General features: G+C 68.6%; 18 protein-coding genes. 1 reads left to right on the top strand and 17 read right to left on the bottom strand.

The window, feature by feature from the left end; translation table 11 throughout:
* Positions 1-106: 106 nt before the first annotated feature.
* Positions 107-1,951 carry a glycosyl hydrolase family 18 protein gene (locus ACFV9D_RS03025; protein WP_385139953.1) on the top strand — a complete coding sequence of 615 codons (1,845 nt, stop codon included), beginning with the start codon at positions 107-109 and terminating at the stop codon, positions 1,949-1,951.
* 61 nt (positions 1,952-2,012) lie between these two features.
* Here ACFV9D_RS03025 and ACFV9D_RS03020 read toward each other — a convergent pair whose 3' ends face one another.
* The 17 genes from ACFV9D_RS03020 to rpmE all read right to left on the bottom strand — a co-directional run bounded on the left by ACFV9D_RS03020 (position 2,013) and on the right by rpmE (position 17,058).
* Positions 2,013-2,459, bottom strand: coding sequence for a DUF2550 domain-containing protein (locus ACFV9D_RS03020; RefSeq protein WP_362358380.1), 447 nt, complete (start codon positions 2,457-2,459; stop codon positions 2,013-2,015).
* Between the two features lie 144 nt (positions 2,460-2,603).
* Positions 2,604-2,978, bottom strand: coding sequence for a F0F1 ATP synthase subunit epsilon (locus ACFV9D_RS03015; protein WP_355107918.1), 375 nt, complete (start codon positions 2,976-2,978; stop codon positions 2,604-2,606).
* Between the two features lie 111 nt (positions 2,979-3,089).
* Entirely contained in the window at positions 3,090-4,532 is a 1,443-nt protein-coding gene (gene atpD, locus ACFV9D_RS03010) for a F0F1 ATP synthase subunit beta (protein WP_385139949.1), read from the bottom strand.
* Positions 4,532-5,449: a F0F1 ATP synthase subunit gamma gene (locus ACFV9D_RS03005; protein WP_385139946.1), complete on the bottom strand. Its 918-nt coding sequence runs from the start codon at positions 5,447-5,449 to the stop codon at positions 4,532-4,534. Before ACFV9D_RS03005 ends, atpD begins: the two co-directional genes overlap by 1 nt.
* 20 nt (positions 5,450-5,469) lie before the next feature.
* Positions 5,470-7,068 (bottom strand): F0F1 ATP synthase subunit alpha, encoded by a 1,599-nt coding sequence (atpA, locus tag ACFV9D_RS03000; RefSeq protein ID WP_385139942.1) that lies wholly within the window; start codon positions 7,066-7,068, stop codon positions 5,470-5,472.
* A 133-nt stretch (positions 7,069-7,201) separates the two neighbouring features.
* Positions 7,202-8,017 (bottom strand): F0F1 ATP synthase subunit delta, encoded by an 816-nt coding sequence (locus ACFV9D_RS02995; RefSeq protein ID WP_385139939.1) that lies wholly within the window; start codon positions 8,015-8,017, stop codon positions 7,202-7,204.
* Positions 8,014-8,559 (bottom strand): F0F1 ATP synthase subunit B, encoded by a 546-nt coding sequence (locus tag ACFV9D_RS02990; RefSeq protein WP_385139936.1) that lies wholly within the window; start codon positions 8,557-8,559, stop codon positions 8,014-8,016. The genes ACFV9D_RS02995 and ACFV9D_RS02990 overlap by 4 nt, the downstream gene beginning before the upstream one ends.
* A 41-nt stretch (positions 8,560-8,600) precedes the next feature.
* Positions 8,601-8,858, bottom strand: a complete 258-nt coding sequence (gene atpE / locus ACFV9D_RS02985) for an ATP synthase F0 subunit C (protein WP_158990502.1) — start codon at positions 8,856-8,858, stop codon at positions 8,601-8,603.
* Between the two features lie 94 nt (positions 8,859-8,952).
* Complete coding sequence (atpB, locus tag ACFV9D_RS02980; protein ID WP_385139933.1) at positions 8,953-9,762, bottom strand: F0F1 ATP synthase subunit A; 810 nt, start codon at positions 9,760-9,762, stop codon at positions 8,953-8,955.
* 225 nt (positions 9,763-9,987) lie between these two features.
* Positions 9,988-10,404 carry a hypothetical protein gene (locus ACFV9D_RS02975; RefSeq protein ID WP_385139930.1) on the bottom strand — a complete coding sequence of 139 codons (417 nt, stop codon included), beginning with the start codon at positions 10,402-10,404 and terminating at the stop codon, positions 9,988-9,990.
* A gap of 264 nt (positions 10,405-10,668) precedes the next feature.
* Positions 10,669-11,991: an MraY family glycosyltransferase gene (locus ACFV9D_RS02970; RefSeq protein WP_385139927.1), complete on the bottom strand. Its 1,323-nt coding sequence runs from the start codon at positions 11,989-11,991 to the stop codon at positions 10,669-10,671.
* A 107-nt stretch (positions 11,992-12,098) separates the two neighbouring features.
* Positions 12,099-13,346, bottom strand: a complete 1,248-nt coding sequence (gene glyA / locus ACFV9D_RS02965) for a serine hydroxymethyltransferase (protein WP_385139924.1) — start codon at positions 13,344-13,346, stop codon at positions 12,099-12,101.
* Between the two features lie 94 nt (positions 13,347-13,440).
* Positions 13,441-14,085, bottom strand: coding sequence for a protein-tyrosine-phosphatase (locus ACFV9D_RS02960; RefSeq protein ID WP_385139921.1), 645 nt, complete (start codon positions 14,083-14,085; stop codon positions 13,441-13,443).
* Entirely contained in the window at positions 14,082-14,729 is a 648-nt protein-coding gene (locus ACFV9D_RS02955; RefSeq protein ID WP_385139918.1) for an L-threonylcarbamoyladenylate synthase, read from the bottom strand. Before ACFV9D_RS02955 ends, ACFV9D_RS02960 begins: the two co-directional genes overlap by 4 nt.
* Positions 14,730-14,772: 43 nt before the next feature.
* Positions 14,773-15,618, bottom strand: a complete 846-nt coding sequence (prmC, locus tag ACFV9D_RS02950; RefSeq protein ID WP_385139915.1) for a peptide chain release factor N(5)-glutamine methyltransferase — start codon at positions 15,616-15,618, stop codon at positions 14,773-14,775.
* A gap of 45 nt (positions 15,619-15,663) precedes the next feature.
* Positions 15,664-16,740 (bottom strand): peptide chain release factor 1, encoded by a 1,077-nt coding sequence (gene prfA, locus ACFV9D_RS02945; protein ID WP_361434704.1) that lies wholly within the window; start codon positions 16,738-16,740, stop codon positions 15,664-15,666.
* 99 nt (positions 16,741-16,839) lie between these two features.
* Positions 16,840-17,058: a 50S ribosomal protein L31 gene (gene rpmE, locus ACFV9D_RS02940; protein ID WP_046909139.1), complete on the bottom strand. Its 219-nt coding sequence runs from the start codon at positions 17,056-17,058 to the stop codon at positions 16,840-16,842.
* Between the last annotated feature and the right edge of the window lie 147 nt (positions 17,059-17,205).

Below are 17,205 nucleotides of genomic sequence, written 5' to 3'. Positions count from 1 at the left end.
GGTCTGGACCTCTTGACGATTGGTCCAGACCTTCCTACGCTCGCGGAGCGCGCGCACGTTCACGGACCACCCCCACCTTGTCCGTCCCGCAACTTGAGGAGCACCGTTGAGCACTCAAGCACCGACGCGCAGAACAGGGTTCAGACACCGGGCCGCCGCCGGTCTGACCGCCCTGATCCTGCCCCTGGCCGCCATGGTCGGCCTCGCAGCACCCGCCGAGGCCGCGACCTCGGCCACCGCCAGCTACACCAAGGTCTCCGACTGGGGCACGGGCTTCGAGGGCAAGTGGACGGTGAAGAACACCGGCACCACCACCCTCTCCTCCTGGACCGTCGAATGGGACTACCCCGCCGGCACGGCCGTCACCTCCGCCTGGGACGCCACCGTCACCAGCTCCGGCACCCACTGGACCGCCAAGAACGTCGGCTGGAACGGCACCCTCGCCCCCGGCGCCACCGTCTCCTTCGGCTTCAACGGCACCGGCTCCGGCGCGCCGAGCGGCTGCAAGATCAACGGCGGCTCCTGCGACGGCACCACCCAGCCCGGTGACAACGCGCCCTCCGCCCCCGGCACCCCCGTCGCCTCCGACATCACCAACACCTCGGTCAAGCTGACCTGGACCGCCGCCACGGACGACAAGGGCATCAAGAACTACGACGTCAAGCGCGACGGCACCACCATCGCCACGGTCACCGGACTCACGTACACCAACACCGGGCTGACCGCCGGCACCGACTACAGCTACACGGTCGTCGCCCGCGACACCATCGACCAGACCGGCCCGGCGAGCGGCGCCGCGAGCGTCCGCACCACGGGCGGGACCATCCCGCCGGTCGGCAACGCCGTGAAGCTGGGCTATTTCACCAACTGGGGCGTCTACGGCCGCAACTACCACGTCAAGAACCTGGTGACGTCGGGCTCCGCGGCCAAGATCACGCACATCAACTACGCCTTCGGCAACGTCCAGGGCGGCAGGTGCACCATCGGTGACGCCTACGCCGACTACGACAAGGCCTACACCGCCGACCAGTCCGTGGACGGCAAGGCCGACACCTGGGACCAGCCGCTGCGCGGCAACTTCAACCAGCTGCGCAAGCTCAAGGCCCAGTACCCGCACATCAAGGTGCTGTGGTCGTTCGGCGGCTGGACCTGGTCCGGCGGCTTCGGCCAGGCCGTGCAGAACCCGGCCGCCTTCGCGCAGTCCTGCTACGACCTGGTGGAGGACCCGCGCTGGGCCGACGTCTTCGACGGCATCGACCTGGACTGGGAGTACCCGAACGCCTGTGGTCTGAGCTGCGACACCAGCGGCCCGGCCTCCTTCAAGAACATGATGCAGGCCATGCGCGCCAAGTTCGGCAGCGGCAACCTGGTCACGGCGGCCGTCACGGCCGACGCCTCCTCCGGCGGCAAGATCGACGCCGCCGACTACGCGGGCGCCGCGCAGTACATGAACTGGTTCAACGTGATGACGTACGACTTCTTCGGCGCCTGGGCGGCGCAGGGCCCGACGGCCCCGCACTCCCCGCTCACCTCCTACGCCGGCATCCCGCAGGCGGGCTTCAACTCCGCGGAGGCGATCGCCAAGTTCAAGGCGAAGGGCGTCCCGGCGAACAAGCTGCTGCTCGGCATCGGCTTCTACGGCCGCGGCTGGACCGGGGTCACCCAGTCCGCCCCGGGCGGCACGGCGACGGGCCCGGCGGCCGGCACGTACGAGCAGGGCATCGAGGACTACAAGGTCCTGAAGAACTCCTGCCCGGCCAACGGCACCGTGGCCGGAACGGCGTACGCGCACTGCGGCTCGAACTGGTGGAGCTACGACACCCCGGCCACAGTCACGTCCAAGATGAGCTGGGCGAAGAACCAGGGCCTGGGCGGCGCGTTCTTCTGGGAGTTCAGCGGTGACACCAGCAACGGCGAGCTGGTCGGCGCCATCAACAGCGGGCTGAACTAGCCCCACGGAAAACGCGGCGGGGACGGTGCAGCACACCGTCCCCGCCGTCGTTTGTCATCGATTACGCGACATTGACCCTCTGCCCCGGAGGCGCCGCCTCCAGCCAGGCGAGGAAGCCGGTCAGCGCGTCCTCGCTCATCGCCAGCTCCAGACGGGTCCCCCGGTGCATACAGCCCTGGATCACGGCGTCGGAGAGCAGCGCGAGCTCCTCCTCGCCCTCCGGCATCCGGCGCTCCAGGACCTCGATCGCCGAACGCTCCAGGACACGGCGCGGACGGGGCGCGTAGGAGAAGACACGGAACCAGGACACCTGGTCACCGCTGTAACGGGCGACGCCGTACACCCAGCCCTTGCCGGAGAGGTCCGGCTCCTCGGGGACGTTCCAGCGCAGGGAGCAGTCGAAGGTGCCGCCGGCACGCTGGATCAGGCGTCGGCGCAAGCCGAAGACAAAGAGCCCGATCACCACCAGTGCGACGACCAGGCCGCTCAGGAGCAGAGCGAGGAACATCTTCACCGACCTCCTCGCTGCGTCCCGTGACCGGCTTCGCCGGCGTAACCGAATACAACCTGCATCTGCATCGCCTCAGCCGCGACACGGTCTGGAGAATTCCAGCCGTGCCGCGGCTGAGGGCACAACTCTCGGCGCGGTCCGCTAGCGGACCGCTACCGCACGCAACCGGACATCGGCGCGACGCTCGGCGGCGGCGTCCGATTCCGACTTGGCGCGCTCCAGCGCGCGCTCGGCGCGCTGGGCGTCGATCTCGTCCGCCAGCTCGGCGATCTCCGCGAGCAGAGACAGCTTGTCGTCGGCGAACGAGATGAATCCACCGTGCACAGCGGCGACGACGGTCTCGCCCTCGCTCGTACGGATGGTCACCGGGCCCGACTCCAGCACACCGAGCAGCGGCTGGTGGCCGGGCATGACGCCGATGTCGCCGGAGGTGGTACGTGCGATGACCAGGGTGGCCTCGCCGGACCAGACACTCCGGTCCGCGGCGACCAGCTCGACGTGCAGCTCAGCAGCCAAGGGTGGCTCCTCGGGTCACCACCCGGCGGTACTGCCGGGTGTTGGGGTCAATTCTAATGGGCGTGAAGAGGGGGGCGGGACATGCCCGCCCCCCTCACGAGAGCACGGGGCTCAGGAGACGCCGAGCTCCTTGGCGTTCTTCTTGAGGTCCTCGATGCCACCGCACATGAAGAAGGCCTGCTCGGGGAAGTGGTCGTACTCACCGTCGCAGATCGCGTTGAACGCGGCGATCGACTCGTCGAGCGGAACGTCCGAACCGTCCACACCGGTGAACTGCTTCGCCGCGTGGGTGTTCTGGGACAGGAAGCGCTCGACACGGCGGGCGCGGTGGACAACGAGCTTGTCCTCCTCGCTCAGCTCGTCGATACCGAGAATCGCGATGATGTCCTGGAGGTCCTTGTACTTCTGCAGGATGCCCTTGACGCGCATGGCGGCGTCGTAGTGGTCCTGCGCGATGTAGCGCGGGTCCAGGATCCGGGACGTGGAGTCCAGCGGGTCCACGGCCGGGTAGATGCCCTTCTCGGAGATCGGACGGGAGAGAACCGTCGTCGCGTCGAGGTGGGCGAAGGTGGTGGCCGGGGCCGGGTCGGTCAGGTCGTCCGCGGGGACGTAGATCGCCTGCATCGAGGTGATCGAGTGACCACGGGTCGAGGTGATGCGCTCCTGGAGGAGACCCATCTCGTCGGCCAGGTTCGGCTGGTAACCCACCGCGGAGGGCATACGGCCGAGCAGGGTCGAGACCTCGGAGCCGGCCTGCGTGAAGCGGAAGATGTTGTCGATGAAGAACAGCACGTCCTGCTTCTGCACATCGCGGAAGTACTCCGCCATGGTCAGACCGGCCAGGGCCACGCGCAGACGGGTGCCCGGGGGCTCGTCCATCTGGCCGAAGACCAGCGCGGTCTTGTCCAGAACGCCGGACTCCTCCATCTCGGCGATGAGGTCGTTGCCCTCACGGGTGCGCTCACCCACGCCGGCGAAGACGGAAACGCCCTCGTGCAGCTTCGCCACACGCATGATCATTTCCTGGATCAGAACGGTCTTGCCGACACCGGCGCCACCGAACAGACCGATCTTTCCACCCTTGACGTACGGGGTGAGAAGGTCGACGACCTTCAGGCCGGTCTCGAACATCTCGGTCTTCGACTCGAGGTCCGCGAACGCCGGGGCCTTGCGGTGGATGGACCAGCGCTCGCCGACCTCGGACTCGGCCTCGGGCTCGTTCAGGATCTGGCCCAGCGTGTTGAACACGCGACCCTTGGTGACATCGCCGACCGGCACCGTGATGCCGTCGCCGGTGTCGACCACGGGGGCCTGGCGGACCAGACCGTCGGTGGGCTGCATCGAGATGGTACGGACGATGCCGTCACCGAGGTGCTGCGCGACCTCGAGGGTCAGCGTCTTGAGCTTGCCCTCCTCGGCCGGGTCGGCGACCTCGACGTGCAGGGCGTTGTAGATCTCCGGCATCGCGTCGACGGGGAACTCCACGTCGACGACCGGGCCGATGACCCGGGCGACGCGGCCCGTGGCGGCGGCCGTCTCAACAGTGGTCGTCATTACTTGTCACTCCCCGCGGTCGCGTCGGCCAGGGCTGCGGTGCCACCGACGATCTCGCTGATTTCCTGGGTGATTTCGGCCTGGCGGGCCGCGTTGGCAAGTCGGGAGAGGTTGTTGATCAAGTCTCCCGCGTTGTCGGTCGCCGACTTCATCGCACGGCGCGTGGCGGCGTGCTTGGAGGCAGCCGACTGGAGCAGCGCGTTGTAGATCCGGCTCTCGACGTAGCGCGGCAGCAGGGCGTCGAGGACGTCCTCCGCCGACGGCTCGAAGTCGTACAGCGGACGGAGCGTGTCCTGCTCGCCCGCCTCCTTCGCCACCTCGTCGAGGCTGAGGGGCAGCAGCCGGGCCTCAACCGCCGTCTGCGTCATCATCGAGACGAACTCGGTGTAGACGATGTGGAGCTCGTCCACGCCGCCCTCGGCCGTGTCCTTCTCGATCGCCTCGATCAGCGGTGCCGCGATCGTCTTGGCGTCCGCGTACTCCGGCTGATCCGTGAAACCGACCCACGAGTCGGCCAGCTTGCGCTCACGGAAGTTGTAGTGCGCGATGCCACGGCGACCGACGACGTAGATGTCGACCTCGCGGCCCTCGCCCTCCAGCTTCTTGGTGAGCTGTTCCGCCGCCTTGATGGCGTTGGAGTTGAAGGCGCCGGCCAGACCGCGGTCGCTCGAGAGGAGCAGGACCGCGGCACGGGTCGGGTTCTCCGCCTCGGTGGTCAGCGGGTGCTTGTCGTTCGCACCCGTGGCCACCGCCGTGACCGCGCGGGTGAGCTCGGTCGCGTACGGAGTCGACGCCTGCACCTTGCGCTGCGCCTTGACGACACGCGAGGCGGCGATCATCTCCATCGCCTTGGTGATCTTCTTCGTCGCGGTGACGGATTTGATGCGACGCTTGTAGACCCGGAGCTGCGCTCCCATGAGTCAGGTCCCTTCCGTCGTCACTTCGAGACGTTGACGGCAGCGGAAGCGTCGTCGCCCAGCAGCTTCCCGTCAGAGGTCTCGAACTGCTTCTTGAACTCCGCGATGGCGTCACCGACGGACTGCAGGGTGTCGTCCGACAGCTTGCCGCCCTCACGGATGGAGCTCATGAGACCCGCGTGGTTCTGGCGCAGGTACGCGAGGAGCTCGGCCTCGAAGCGACGGATGTCGACGACCGGGACATCGTCCATCTTGCCGGTGGTGCCGGCCCAGATGGAGACGACCTGGTTCTCGGTGGGCATCGGCTGGTACTGAGCCTGCTTGAGCAGCTCGACCATGCGCTGACCACGCTCCAGCTGCGCCTTCGAGGCCGCGTCCAGGTCGGAACCGAAGGCGGCGAACGCCTCCAGCTCACGGAACTGGGCGAGGTCGACACGGAGGCGACCGGAGATCTGCTTCATCGCCTTGTGCTGGGCGGAGCCACCGACACGGGAAACCGAGATACCGACGTTCAGGGCCGGACGCTGGCCGGCGTTGAACAGGTCGGACTCCAGGAAGCACTGGCCGTCGGTGATCGAGATGACGTTGGTCGGGATGAACGCCGAGACGTCGTTGGCCTTCGTCTCGACGATCGGCAGACCGGTCATCGAGCCCGCGCCCATCTCGTCCGAGAGCTTCGCGCAGCGCTCGAGCAGGCGGGAGTGCAGGTAGAAGACGTCACCCGGGTAGGCCTCACGGCCCGGCGGGCGGCGCAGCAGCAGGGACACGGCGCGGTAGGCGTCGGCCTGCTTCGACAGGTCGTCGAAGACGATCAGGACGTGCTTGCCCTGGTACATCCAGTGCTGACCGATGGCGGAACCGGTGTACGGCGCCAGGTACTTGAAGCCGGCCGGGTCGGACGCCGGGGCGGCGACGATCGTCGTGTACTCGAGCGCGCCGGCCTCCTCCAGGGCGCCGCGCACGGACGCGATGGTGGAGCCCTTCTGGCCCACGGCGACGTAGATGCAGCGAACCTGCTTGTTCACGTCGCCCGAGCGCCAGTTGTCACGCTGGTTGATGATCGTGTCGACACACAGCGCGGTCTTGCCGGTCTGACGGTCACCGATGATCAGCTGACGCTGGCCACGGCCGACCGGGGTCATCGCGTCGACGGCCTTGTAGCCGGTCTCCATCGGCTCGTGGACCGACTTACGGGCCATAACGCCCGGTGCCTGCAGCTCGAGGGCGCGGCGGCCCTCGGTCGCGATCTCGCCGAGGCCGTCGATCGGGTTGCCGAGCGGGTCGACAACGCGGCCGAGGTAGCCCTCGCCGACACCTACGGAGAGAACCTCACCGGTGCGCTGCACCGGCTGTCCCTCCTCGATACCGCTGAACTCGCCGAGGACGATCGCACCGATCTCGCGCTCCTCGAGGTTGAGGGCGAGACCGAGGGTGCCGTCCTCGAACTTCAGCAGCTCGTTTGCCATGGCCGAGGGAAGACCCTCCACCTTGGCGATGCCGTCGCCGGCCAGGCTGACCGTTCCGACCTCCTCGCGCGAGGCCGCGTCCGGCTGGTACGACTGGACAAAGGTCTCCAGCGCGTCCCGGATCTCCTCCGGCCGGATCGTGAGCTCCGCCATCTGGGTTCCCTGCTCTCCTTGTTGGGCCCGAAGTTTTCTTGGGGGTCTGGGGGCCGACCCCCAGGAATCTTCTGCAATCTCTGCACGGCCCAACCGGGCCGCCGGTGATGCTGTGTTCAGTTGGTGGCTGACGTCAGCCGGCCAGTCGCCGGGTCGCCTCGTCGAGGCGCTCCGCGATGGTCCCGTTGATGACCTCGTCGCCGACCTGCACCGAGATCCCGCCGAGGACCGCGGGGTCCACGTCCAGGTTCAGGTGCATCTGGCGGCCGTACAGCTTGGCCAGGACGGCACCGAGGCGCTGCTTCTGCTGGTCGGTCAGCGGCACCGCCGTGGTGACGACGGCGACCAGCCGGTCCCGGCGCGCCGCAGCGAGCTTGGAGAGGGACTCGAGTCCCGCCTCCAGGCTACGTCCCCGCGGCTGGGTCACGAGACGGACGACCAGACGCTCGGTGACCGCGTTGGCCTTGCCGCCGAGCAGGCTGCGCAGCAGCTCGCTCTTGGCGGAGACCGTGGCGGCCTTGTCCGTCAGCGCCGAGCGCAGCTCGGTGCTGGAGGAGACGATCCGGCCGAACCGGAACAGCTCGTCCTCGACGTCGTCCAGCGCGCCGGCCTGCTGGGCCGCGGTGAGGTCGGCGGTGTTCGCCAGCTCCTCGGCCGAGTCGACCAGGTCACGCGACTGCGACCAGCGGGAACGCACCATGCCGGAGACCAGGTCGACGGTCTCGCCGCCCACCTGACCGCCGAGCAGCCGCCCGGCGAGCTCGGCCTTGGCCTCGCCCGCCTGCGCCGGGTCGGTCAGGACCCGACGCAGCGAGACCTCGCGGTCGAGCAGCGCGGTGACGGAGGCCAGCTCGCCCGCGAGCTTCGCCGCGTCGACCGAGGTGTTGTCGGTCAGCGCGTCGAGGGACTCACGTGCGGCGGCCAGTGCTTCACGGCTCGCTCCGTTCATCGGACGGCCTCGGCCTTCTCCTCGAGCTCGTCGAGGAAGCGGTCGATCGTGCGGCTCTGGCGGGCGTGGTCCTCGAGGGACTCGCCGACCAGCTTGCCGGCCAGGTCGGTGGCGAGCTTGCCCACGTCCTGGCGCAGCGAGGTCGCCGCGGCCTTGCGGTCGGCCTCGATCTGCGTGTGGCCGGCCGCGATGATCTCCTCGCGCTGGCGCTGGCCTTCCGCCTTCATCTCCTGGATGATCGCGGTGCCCTGCTCCGTCGCCTCCTGGCGAAGACGCGCGGCCTCATGGCGGGCCTCGGCGAGCTGGGCCTTGTACTGCTCCAGCACACTCTGGGCCTCGATCTGGGCCGACTCGGCCTTCTCGATGCCACCCTCGATGGCCTGCCGACGCTCGTCCAGAACCTTGTTGATGTTCGGGAGGAGCTTCTTGGCGAGGAAGCCGAAGACGATGACGAAGGCGATCAGGCCGATGACGAGCTCGTCAAGATGCGGGATCAGAGGAGGCTGGGGCTCCTCCGCCTGCGCAAGAAGCAGAGCGTTCACATCAGTGCCTTCCGTAAAAAGGTTTGGGCTGTCGGTCCGATTTACTGGTAGACGAAGCCCATGACGATGCCGATGAGGGCGAGCGCCTCACAGAAGGCGAAGCCCATGATCTGGTTGGTGCGGATCAGACCGGCGGCCTCGGGCTGGCGGGCGAGGGCCTGCGTACCGTTACCGAAGATGATGCCGACGCCGACGCCGGGGCCGATCGCGGCGAGGCCGTAGCCGATCGAGGCGACGTTGCCGACGACGTTCTCCTTGGCGGAGGCCGCGAGGTTGACCATGTCGAGAGCAGCGGACATGCCGTTACTTCCTTCTCTTTCAATGACCCGGTGGGGGTTGGCCACCGGACGACTGTTGGATTGGGGGTGTAGCTGAATCCCGGGCGGGAGTCGCTCAGTGGTGCTCGGCGAGCGCGCCCTGGATGTAGCTGCAGGCCAGGAGGACGAAGACGTACGCCTGGACGGCCTGGATGAAGAGCTCGAAGGCCGTCATCACGAGGACCATCACGAACGAGGCGCCGGCGTAGACGAAGCCCAGGCCGTTCATGAGGTACCAGGTGGCCAGCGAGAACATCACGATCAGCAGGTGACCGGCGAACATGTTCGCGAACAGTCGGACCGCGTGCGTGAAGGGCCGGATGATCAGGTTCGAGAAGAACTCGAGGACGACGACCATCGGGAGGATCGCGCCGAGGGACTTGTCGTAACCGACGATGTTCTTCCAGCCGCCGACGAAGCCGTGCTTCTTGAAGGTCAGCGAGATCCACATGACGTACACGATCAGCGCGAGACCGGCCGGGAAGGCGATCAGCGAGGTGACCGGGAACTGGGCGAGCGGAATGATCGACCAGAGGTTCATGATCCAGACGAAGAAGAACAGCGACACCATGAAGGGGACGTACTTCTCGCCGTCCTTCTTGCCGATGATCTCGTAGACGATGCCGCGGCGGACGAAGTCGTAACCGGCCTCGCCGACCATCTGCATCTTGCCGGGGATCAGCTTGGGCTTGTTGAAGGCAGCCCAGAAGAACCCGACGACCACGATGGAGCCCAGCAGAGCGAGCAGCATCGGCTTGGTGATGTCGATGCCCCCCACCGTGGCGATGGGCTCGTACATGAACGTGTGCAGGCCCGGCGCCGGGAAGCCGCATCCACTGAAGATGTGGCAATCCGGGTCGAAGGCAAGCGTCTGGTCAGCACTCACCGCGGGCTCCTTCAGCGTGGCGCATAGGTACGGCAACCTCGTTGTGTCGGCGCGGCACGCAGCCGCGGGTCGGCACTGGACTGGTCTTACGGATAAGGGGGCGGCGGTTCGGCGTCGAGCCTCGCGCTGGGACAGGCGTCAGCTCGGATGCCCGCGCCCGCAGTGCCGCAGTTGGCACCGGACGATAGCAGGAAGCCGAAAGCGCCTTTATCCCGGCCCTACCCCTCACGACGACGACCCCGGGTTCTTGGGGTCGTCGATGTACATGATCTTGGCCTTCATGTACGCACGTGCTTGCGCGGCGATCCAGACGAGGGTCGACGCGAGCAGGGTGAAGGCGAAGGCTTTGAAGTCGAAGAACGTCGTGTTCTTCAGCAACAGCATCAAGACGAAGAGAAGCAGCAGCTGGGTCGTGTAGAGCAGGAGACCCATCGCCTGGAACAGGTGCGGGTACGACTTGGCCGTCCGCTGGAGCACCACGAGCCCGATCCCCATGAAGGCGATCACGACCGCGCAGCCGATGACGGCGCCGATCGCGCCCTTGCCGCCGGCAACCACGCCGCTGATGACCGTGGCGATGGCGCCGGTGGCAGCAGTGGGAATGGCAGCTGACAGAAGGATGCGTGCGTCGTTGGACGGCATGGCGGTGTCTCCGCTGTTGCTGGTGGGGGCGATGGTGTCGTCAGGGACGAGCGTAAGCCCGGTCCGAGGTGTGTCTCGGGGCCAAGAGACCGTCGCACTACGGTCTTTCGGCTCTGGCGCCGGGTCTCGTGAACGGTATCACAAACTATTTGAGTAGTTCTTTACCCGTGAGGTGTGCGGACTGTCACACATGAGAGTTACTGCGCGCGTGTGTGCGCGACACGGGGTGCACTTGTCTGGTATTGCCCCCCGATGCGACTTTCGTCAACTCGGCGTTCCGGCCTTCCGCCGGTCGGTGAAGCGCGAACGGTGACCGATGGCGGTGGACCCGTTGACCCCGGCCGGGACGGGGATGCGCTCCTCCAGCGGCTCCTCCACGGACGCGGAGACCGGAGCCACAGGTTCCGCAGCCACCTTCCTGCGGCGCCGGTAGCGCGGCGGAACGAAGGACTCCGCCCAGCGCGGGGCGCGCGGCTCGAAGCGCGGCAGCAGGAGCAGCACCAGACCGATCGCGCTGAGGAACACCACCGCGAGCACGATCCACATGGACGTCGAGTGCACCGAGTACGCCAGCGTCCCGAAGGCGATCAGCGCCGACCAGAAGTACATGATCAGGACCGCTCGGCTGTGCGAGTGCCCGATCTCCAGGAGCCGGTGGTGCAGATGACCGCGGTCGGCCGCGAACGGCGACTGGCCGTTCCAGGTGCGGCGGACGATCGCCAGGATCAGGTCCGCCATCGGGATCGCGATGATCGTCAGCGGCAGGACGAGCGGGATGAAGACCGGCAGGGCGGCGTGGGTGGCCTCACGGGTCGAGCCCTCGAAGAGCTTCAGCACGTCCGGGTCGACCTGGCCGGTGATCGAGATCGCCGAGGCGGCCAGGATCAGACCGATCAGCATCGAGCCGGAGTCGCCCATGAAGATCCGCGCCGGATGCATGTTGTGCGGGAGGAAGCCCAGGCACATGCCCATGAGGATCGCGGCGAAGAGCGTGGCGGGGGCGGCGGCCTCGATCGTGTAGCCGTACCAGAGGCGGTACGCGTACAGGAAGAAGGCCGCGGCGGCGATGCAGACCATGCCGGCGGCGAGCCCGTCCAGGCCGTCCACGAAGTTCACGGCGTTGATGGTGAGGACCACCAGGGCGACCGTGAGGAGCGTGCCCTGCCCCCGGGTGAGGGCGACCGTGCCGACACCGGGGATCGGCAGCCACAGGATCGTCAGACCCTGGATCACCATCACGCCGGCGGAGATCATCTGCGCGCCCAGCTTGATCAGGGCGTCCAGCTCGAACTTGTCGTCGAGGACGCCGATCAGCCAGATCAGCGCGGCGCCGGACAGCAGCGCGCGGGGCTCGTTGGAGAGCTCGAAGACGCTGTTGAGGTTCTGGAGGTGGTCGGCGACCAACAGACCGGCGCACAGCCCGAAGAACATGGCGATGCCACCGAGCCGCGGAGTCGGTTCTCGGTGTACGTCTCGGGCACGGATCTCCGGCATCGCCCCGGTCGCGATGGCGAACTTCCGCACCGGACCGGTCAGCAGATAGGTCACCGCGGCCGTGACACAGAGCGTCAGCAGGTAATCACGCACGGGCTGCCCCACAGGAATCGCTGGCCATCTCAGCCCCACACCCTAGCCGTGCTGTCCATGTGCTTGAGGACATACGGCCCGCGAGGATGGTTGCGCTCCGCCTTCCATCACCGGCCATACGGGGGAAATCGCCCGGCCAGTTCGCGTACTTCGGCGCGTACCCGCGCCGTCTCCGCGGCGTCGTCCCGTAGCGCGATCGTGAACAACGCGGCGATCCGGGCCATCTCCCGGGCGCCCATCCCCTGGGTGGTGACGGCGGCCGTGCCGAGACGGATGCCGCGCCCGTCCCCGTACGGCAGGGCACAGGTGTCGAGGACGAGGCCGGCGGCGGCGAGGCGCATCCGGGCGGTGCGGCCGTCGACGCCGAGGGGGGCGGGGTCGGCGGTGATGAGGTGGGTGTCGGTACCGCCGGTGGTGATGGCGAAGCCCTCGGCGGCGAGCGCGTCGGCGAGGACACGGGCGTGCGCGACCACCTGATGGGCGTACGTGGTGAAGGCGGGGGTCGCCGCCTCGCCGAAGGCGACGGCCTTGGCGGCGATGGTGTGCATCTGGGCGCCGCCCTGGGTGAAGGGGAAGACGGCCCGGTCGACGCGGCCGGCGAGTTCGGCGCCGCAGAGGATCATTCCGCCGCGGGGGCCCCGGAGCACCTTGTGGGTGGTGGCGCACACCACATCGGCGTACGGGACGGGGCTGGGGGCCGCTCCCCCGGCGACGAGGCCGATGGGGTGGGCGGCGTCGGCGATGAGATAGGCGCCGGCCTCGTCGGCGATCTCGCGGAAGAGCGCGTAGTCGAGGTGGCGGGGGTAGGAGATCGAGCCGCAGACGATCGCCTTGGGGCGGTGGTGGCGGGCGAGGGCGGCGACCTGTTCGTAGTCGACGAGCCCGGTCTCGGCGTCGACGCCGTAGGGCACGAAGTCGAACCAGCGCCCGGAGAAGTTGGCGGGCGAGCCGTGGGTGAGATGGCCGCCGTGTTCGAGGCCCATGGCAAGGACGGTGTCCCCGGGCCGCAGGAGGGCAGCGTAGGCGGCGAGGACGGCGGAGGAACCGGAGTGGGACTGCACGTTGGCGTGCTCGGCGCCGAAGAGGACCGTGGCCCGGTCCACGGCGATCCGCTCGGCGGCGTCGACGAACTCGCAGCCGCCGTGGTGGCGGGCGCCGGGATAGCCCTCGGCGTACTTGTTGGCGAGCGGGGAGCCGAGCGCGGCGAGGACGGCGGGCGAGGTGAAGTTCTCGGCGGCGATCAGCTGAAGGCTGTCGGACTGCCGGCGCACCTCCCCGAGCAGCACGTCGGCGATCTCCGGGTCCTGCCGGCGCAGGACGTCGAGATCCTCTTCGGGGGGAGCGGTGACCGGCATCTGTGGCTCCAGGCGTGGGCTGGGCTTCAGCTCCAATGTAGGCGCGCGGGAGCCTGTTTGCCCGATGTTCACCGGGTTCCTGGGCCGTCTGGCCCTACCGCCGTGCGGGAACCCCCGTCAGCGCCGTCACCACAGGATCCAGCGCCGTGTTGATCTCCTCGCCGATCGAGCGGAAGAAGGTGATCGGGGCGCCGTACGGGTCGTTGACCTCGTCCGCCTCCGCGCTCGGGGCCAGGAGCCACCCGCGTAGAGCCGCCGCCGCGCGGACCAGCGCGCGGGCGCGTTCGACCATGCCGTCGTCCAAGGGGTCCGGCAGGGTCGCCGGGTCTATGGCGCGGACGAGGCGGGTGAACTCCTTCAGGGTGAAGGTGCGCAGGCCCGCCGAGTGGCCCATCGAGATGACCTGCGCCCGGTGGTCCCGGGTCGCCGTCAGGACGAGGTCCGCGCGGATGACGTGCTCGTCGAGGAGCTCGCGGCCCACGAAGCCGCTGTAGTCCGCGCCGAAGTCGGCGAGGACCAGCTCCGCGTTGGCCTCCATCGGGGCGCCCTCGTGACCCCAAGTGCCCGCGCTCTCCACGATCAGGCCGCCGCCCCGGGGGTCGCCCAGGCGGTCGCACAGGGCATGGCGGGTCAGCCGCTCGGTGATCGGCGAGCGGCAGACGTTGCCGGTGCTGACGTGGAGAATGCGGAAGGAACTGCTCTCGTGCCCCGCTATGCCACGCCCCTCAGGGGCGGTCAATTGGCCACCTCGAGGTCGGGTACCACCTTGCGGAGCTCCTCGGGCGACAGCGCGCCCTCGCGCAGCAGGACCGGCACCTTGCCCGTGACGTCCACGATCGAGGACGGGACGATCCCCGGGGTCGGTCCGCCGTCGAGGTACACGGAGACGGAGTCGCCCAGCATGCCCTGCGCCGCGTCGCAGTCCTCCGGCGCCGGGTGACCCGTGAGGTTCGCCGAGGAGACGGCCATCGGGCCGACCTCGGTGAGCAGCTCGATCGCGACCGGGTGCAGCGGCATCCGGATCGCCACGGTGCCCCGGGTGTCCCCCAGGTCCCACTGCAGCGACGGCTGGTGCTTGGCGACCAGCGTCAGCGCGCCCGGCCAGAACGCGTCGACGAGTTCCCACGCCTGCTCGGAGAAGTCCGTGACGAGCCCGTGCAGCGTGTTCGGGGAGCCGATGAGGACGGGCGTGGGCATGTTGCGGCCCCGACCCTTGGCGTCCAGCAGGTCCGCGACCGCCTCCGAGCTGAAGGCGTCCGCGCCGATCCCGTACACGGTGTCGGTGGGCAGCACGACCAGCTCGCCACGACGAACGGCGGACGCGGCCTCGCGCAGGCCGGTCACTCGGTCCGTCGCCTCGTTGCAGTCGTATCGCCGAGCCATCAGCGGGCCTCCTCATACACAAGCGTGGTCATGGCAGCGCGGGTCACGGCATGGCCTTGCGGGCGGTCGCGAAGCGCGGGCGGTTGTTCAGGTCCGGGTGGTCGGCGGCATCCGCCCAGCCGGCCTCCTCGTTGAAGATCCACGGCACCTGGCCGCCCTGGGTGTCCGCGTGTTCGATCACGACGAGACCCCCCGGGCGCAGCAGCCGGTGCGCGGTGCGTTCGATCCCCCGGATCGTGTCGAGGCCGTCCTCGCCGGAGAAGAGCGCCATCTCCGGGTCGTGGTCCCGTGCCTCGGGCGCGACGTACTCCCACTCGGTCAGCGGGATGTACGGCGGGTTGGAGATGACCAGGTCGACCTGGCCGTCGAGCTCGGGCAGCGCGGCCAGCGCGTCGCCCTGGTGGACGGTGACCCGCGAGCCCTCGGCGTTCTTGCGGGTCCACACCAGCGCGTCGTCGGAGAGCTCGACCGCGTGCACGCGGGAGCGCGGCACCTCCTGCGCCATGGCGAGAGCGATCGCGCCCGAGCCGGTGCACAGGTCCACGATCAGCGGCTCGACCACGTCCATCGCCCGTACGGCGTCTATGGCCCAGCCCACGACCGACTCGGTCTCCGGGCGGGGCACGAAGACGCCCGGCCCGACCTGGAGCTCCAGGTAGCGGAAGAACGCCCGCCCGGTGATGTGCTGGAGCGGCTCGCGGGCCTCCCGGCGGGCCACCGCCTCCCAGTAGCGGGCGTCGAAGTCCGCGTCCTTGACGTTGTGCAGCTCCCCCCGCTTGACGCCGTGCACGAACGCGGCGAGCTCCTCCGCGTCGAAACGCGGCGAGGGAACGCCGGCGTCGGCCAGCCGCTGGGTGGCCTGGGCCACCTCGGCAAGCAGCAGGTTCACGCTGGTCCTCCGTGGTGCGGGGTGGGCTTACGGAACGTACGCCACTTACGCGGCGGCGAGCTTCGCGGCGGAGTCGGCGTCGACGCAGGCCTGGATCATCGCGTCCAGGTCGCCGTCGAGCACCTGGTCCAAGTTGTACGCCTTGAAGCCGACGCGGTGGTCCGAGATCCGGTTTTCCGGGAAGTTGTACGTCCGGATCTTCTCGGACCGGTCGACCGTACGCACCTGGCTGCGGCGGGCGTCGGCGGCCTTGGACTCGGCCTCCTCCTGGGCTGCGGCGAGCAGCCGGGACCGGAGGATACGCATGGCCTGCTCCTTGTTCTGGAGCTGGCTCTTCTCGTTCTGGCAGGAGGCGACGATGCCGGTCGGCAGGTGCGTGATGCGGACCGCGGAGTCGGTCGTGTTGACGGACTGGCCGCCGGGACCGGAGGAGCGGTACACGTCGATGCGCAGGTCGTTGGCGTGGATCTCGACGTCGATCTCCTCGGCCTCGGGGGTCACGAGGACACCGGCCGCGGAGGTGTGGATCCGGCCGGCCGACTCGGTGGCGGGCACGCGCTGCACGCGGTGCACCCCGCCCTCGTACTTCAGCCGTGCCCAGACGCCCTGGCCGGGCTCGGTCGCGCCGTTGCCGCCCTTGGTCTTCACCGCGACCTGGACGTCCTTGTAGCCGCCGAGCTCGGACTCGGTCGAGTCGATGATCTCGGTCTTCCAGCCGACGCGCTCGGCGTAGCGCAGGTACATCCGCAGCAGGTCGCCGGCGAACAGGGCGGACTCGTCGCCGCCCGCGCCGGCCTTGATCTCCAGGATGACGTCCTTGTCGTCGCTGGGGTCGCGCGGGACGAGCAGCAGCCGCAGCTTGTCGGTCAGCTCCTCGCGCTGCTTCTCCAGCTCCTTGACCTCGGCCGCGAAGTCGGGGTCGTCGTGCATCAGCTCGCGGGCGGTCTCGATGTCGTCACCGTTCTGCTTCCACGAACGGTAGACGGCGACGATCGGGGTCAGCTCGGCGTAACGCTTGTTCAGCTTGCGCGCGTTGGCCTGGTCCGCGTGGACCGAAGGGTCAGCGAGCTTCTTCTCGAGATCGGCGTGCTCGCCGATCAGTTCCTCGACCGCCTCGAACATCGGGGGCTCCTGGTTTTCGTACGAACGGACTGCGGGGACGGCAAAGCGCCGGTCCGGTAGCCCCCTGCGGGAGCGACCAAGGACCGGCGCAGTGACGTGCTACTTCTTGGCCGCAGCCTTGCCGAAGCGGGCCTCGAAGCGGGCGACGCGGCCGCCGGTGTCGAGGATCTTCTGCTTGCCCGTGTAGAACGGGTGGCACTCGGAGCAGACCTCGGCACGGATGGTGCCCTCGGTCAGCGTGCTACGAGTGGTGAACGACGCGCCACAGGTGCAGCTGACCTGGGTCTCGACGTACTCGGGGTGGATCTCGCGCTTCAAGGTGTCTCCTAGTTTCGGGAGGGCGCCGGGTCGCTGTGCGGGATGCACCTGCGTGAACCGGGGCCGACGTACCAGTCTGCCAGGACCGGCCGTATCTCCCAAAACCGGGTCCGTGGTGAAACTATTCCGGGGCCGACGAGGGGGCCG

The organism is Streptomyces sp. NPDC059875 (assembly GCF_042731085.1).
Lineage (GTDB): Bacteria > Actinomycetota > Actinomycetes > Streptomycetales > Streptomycetaceae > Streptomyces.
Note: the sequence above shows the minus strand (reverse complement) of the source record. Positions and strands in the feature narration are given on the sequence as shown.

Bases quoted from the DNA above. Each gene is read 5' to 3' on its own strand.
- ACFV9D_RS02995 (WP_385139939.1), bottom strand. From the start codon at position 8,017: ATGAACGGAGCGAGCCGTGAAGCACTGGCCGCCGCACGTGAGTCCCTC.
- atpD (WP_385139949.1), bottom strand. From the start codon at position 4,532: ATGACGACCACTGTTGAGACGGCCGCCGCCACGGGCCGCGTCGCCCGG.
- ACFV9D_RS03005 (WP_385139946.1), bottom strand. From the start codon at position 5,449: ATGGGAGCGCAGCTCCGGGTCTACAAGCGTCGCATCAAATCCGTCACC.
- ACFV9D_RS03020 (WP_362358380.1), bottom strand. From the start codon at position 2,459: ATGTTCCTCGCTCTGCTCCTGAGCGGCCTGGTCGTCGCACTGGTGGTG.
- prfA (WP_361434704.1), bottom strand. From the start codon at position 16,740: ATGTTCGAGGCGGTCGAGGAACTGATCGGCGAGCACGCCGATCTCGAG.
- glyA (WP_385139924.1), bottom strand. From the start codon at position 13,346: ATGCCGGTCACCGCTCCCCCCGAAGAGGATCTCGACGTCCTGCGCCGG.
- ACFV9D_RS02975 (WP_385139930.1), bottom strand. From the start codon at position 10,404: ATGCCGTCCAACGACGCACGCATCCTTCTGTCAGCTGCCATTCCCACT.
- ACFV9D_RS02955 (WP_385139918.1), bottom strand. From the start codon at position 14,729: ATGGCTCGGCGATACGACTGCAACGAGGCGACGGACCGAGTGACCGGC.
- atpE (WP_158990502.1), bottom strand. From the start codon at position 8,858: ATGTCCGCTGCTCTCGACATGGTCAACCTCGCGGCCTCCGCCAAGGAG.
- atpA (WP_385139942.1), bottom strand. From the start codon at position 7,068: ATGGCGGAGCTCACGATCCGGCCGGAGGAGATCCGGGACGCGCTGGAG.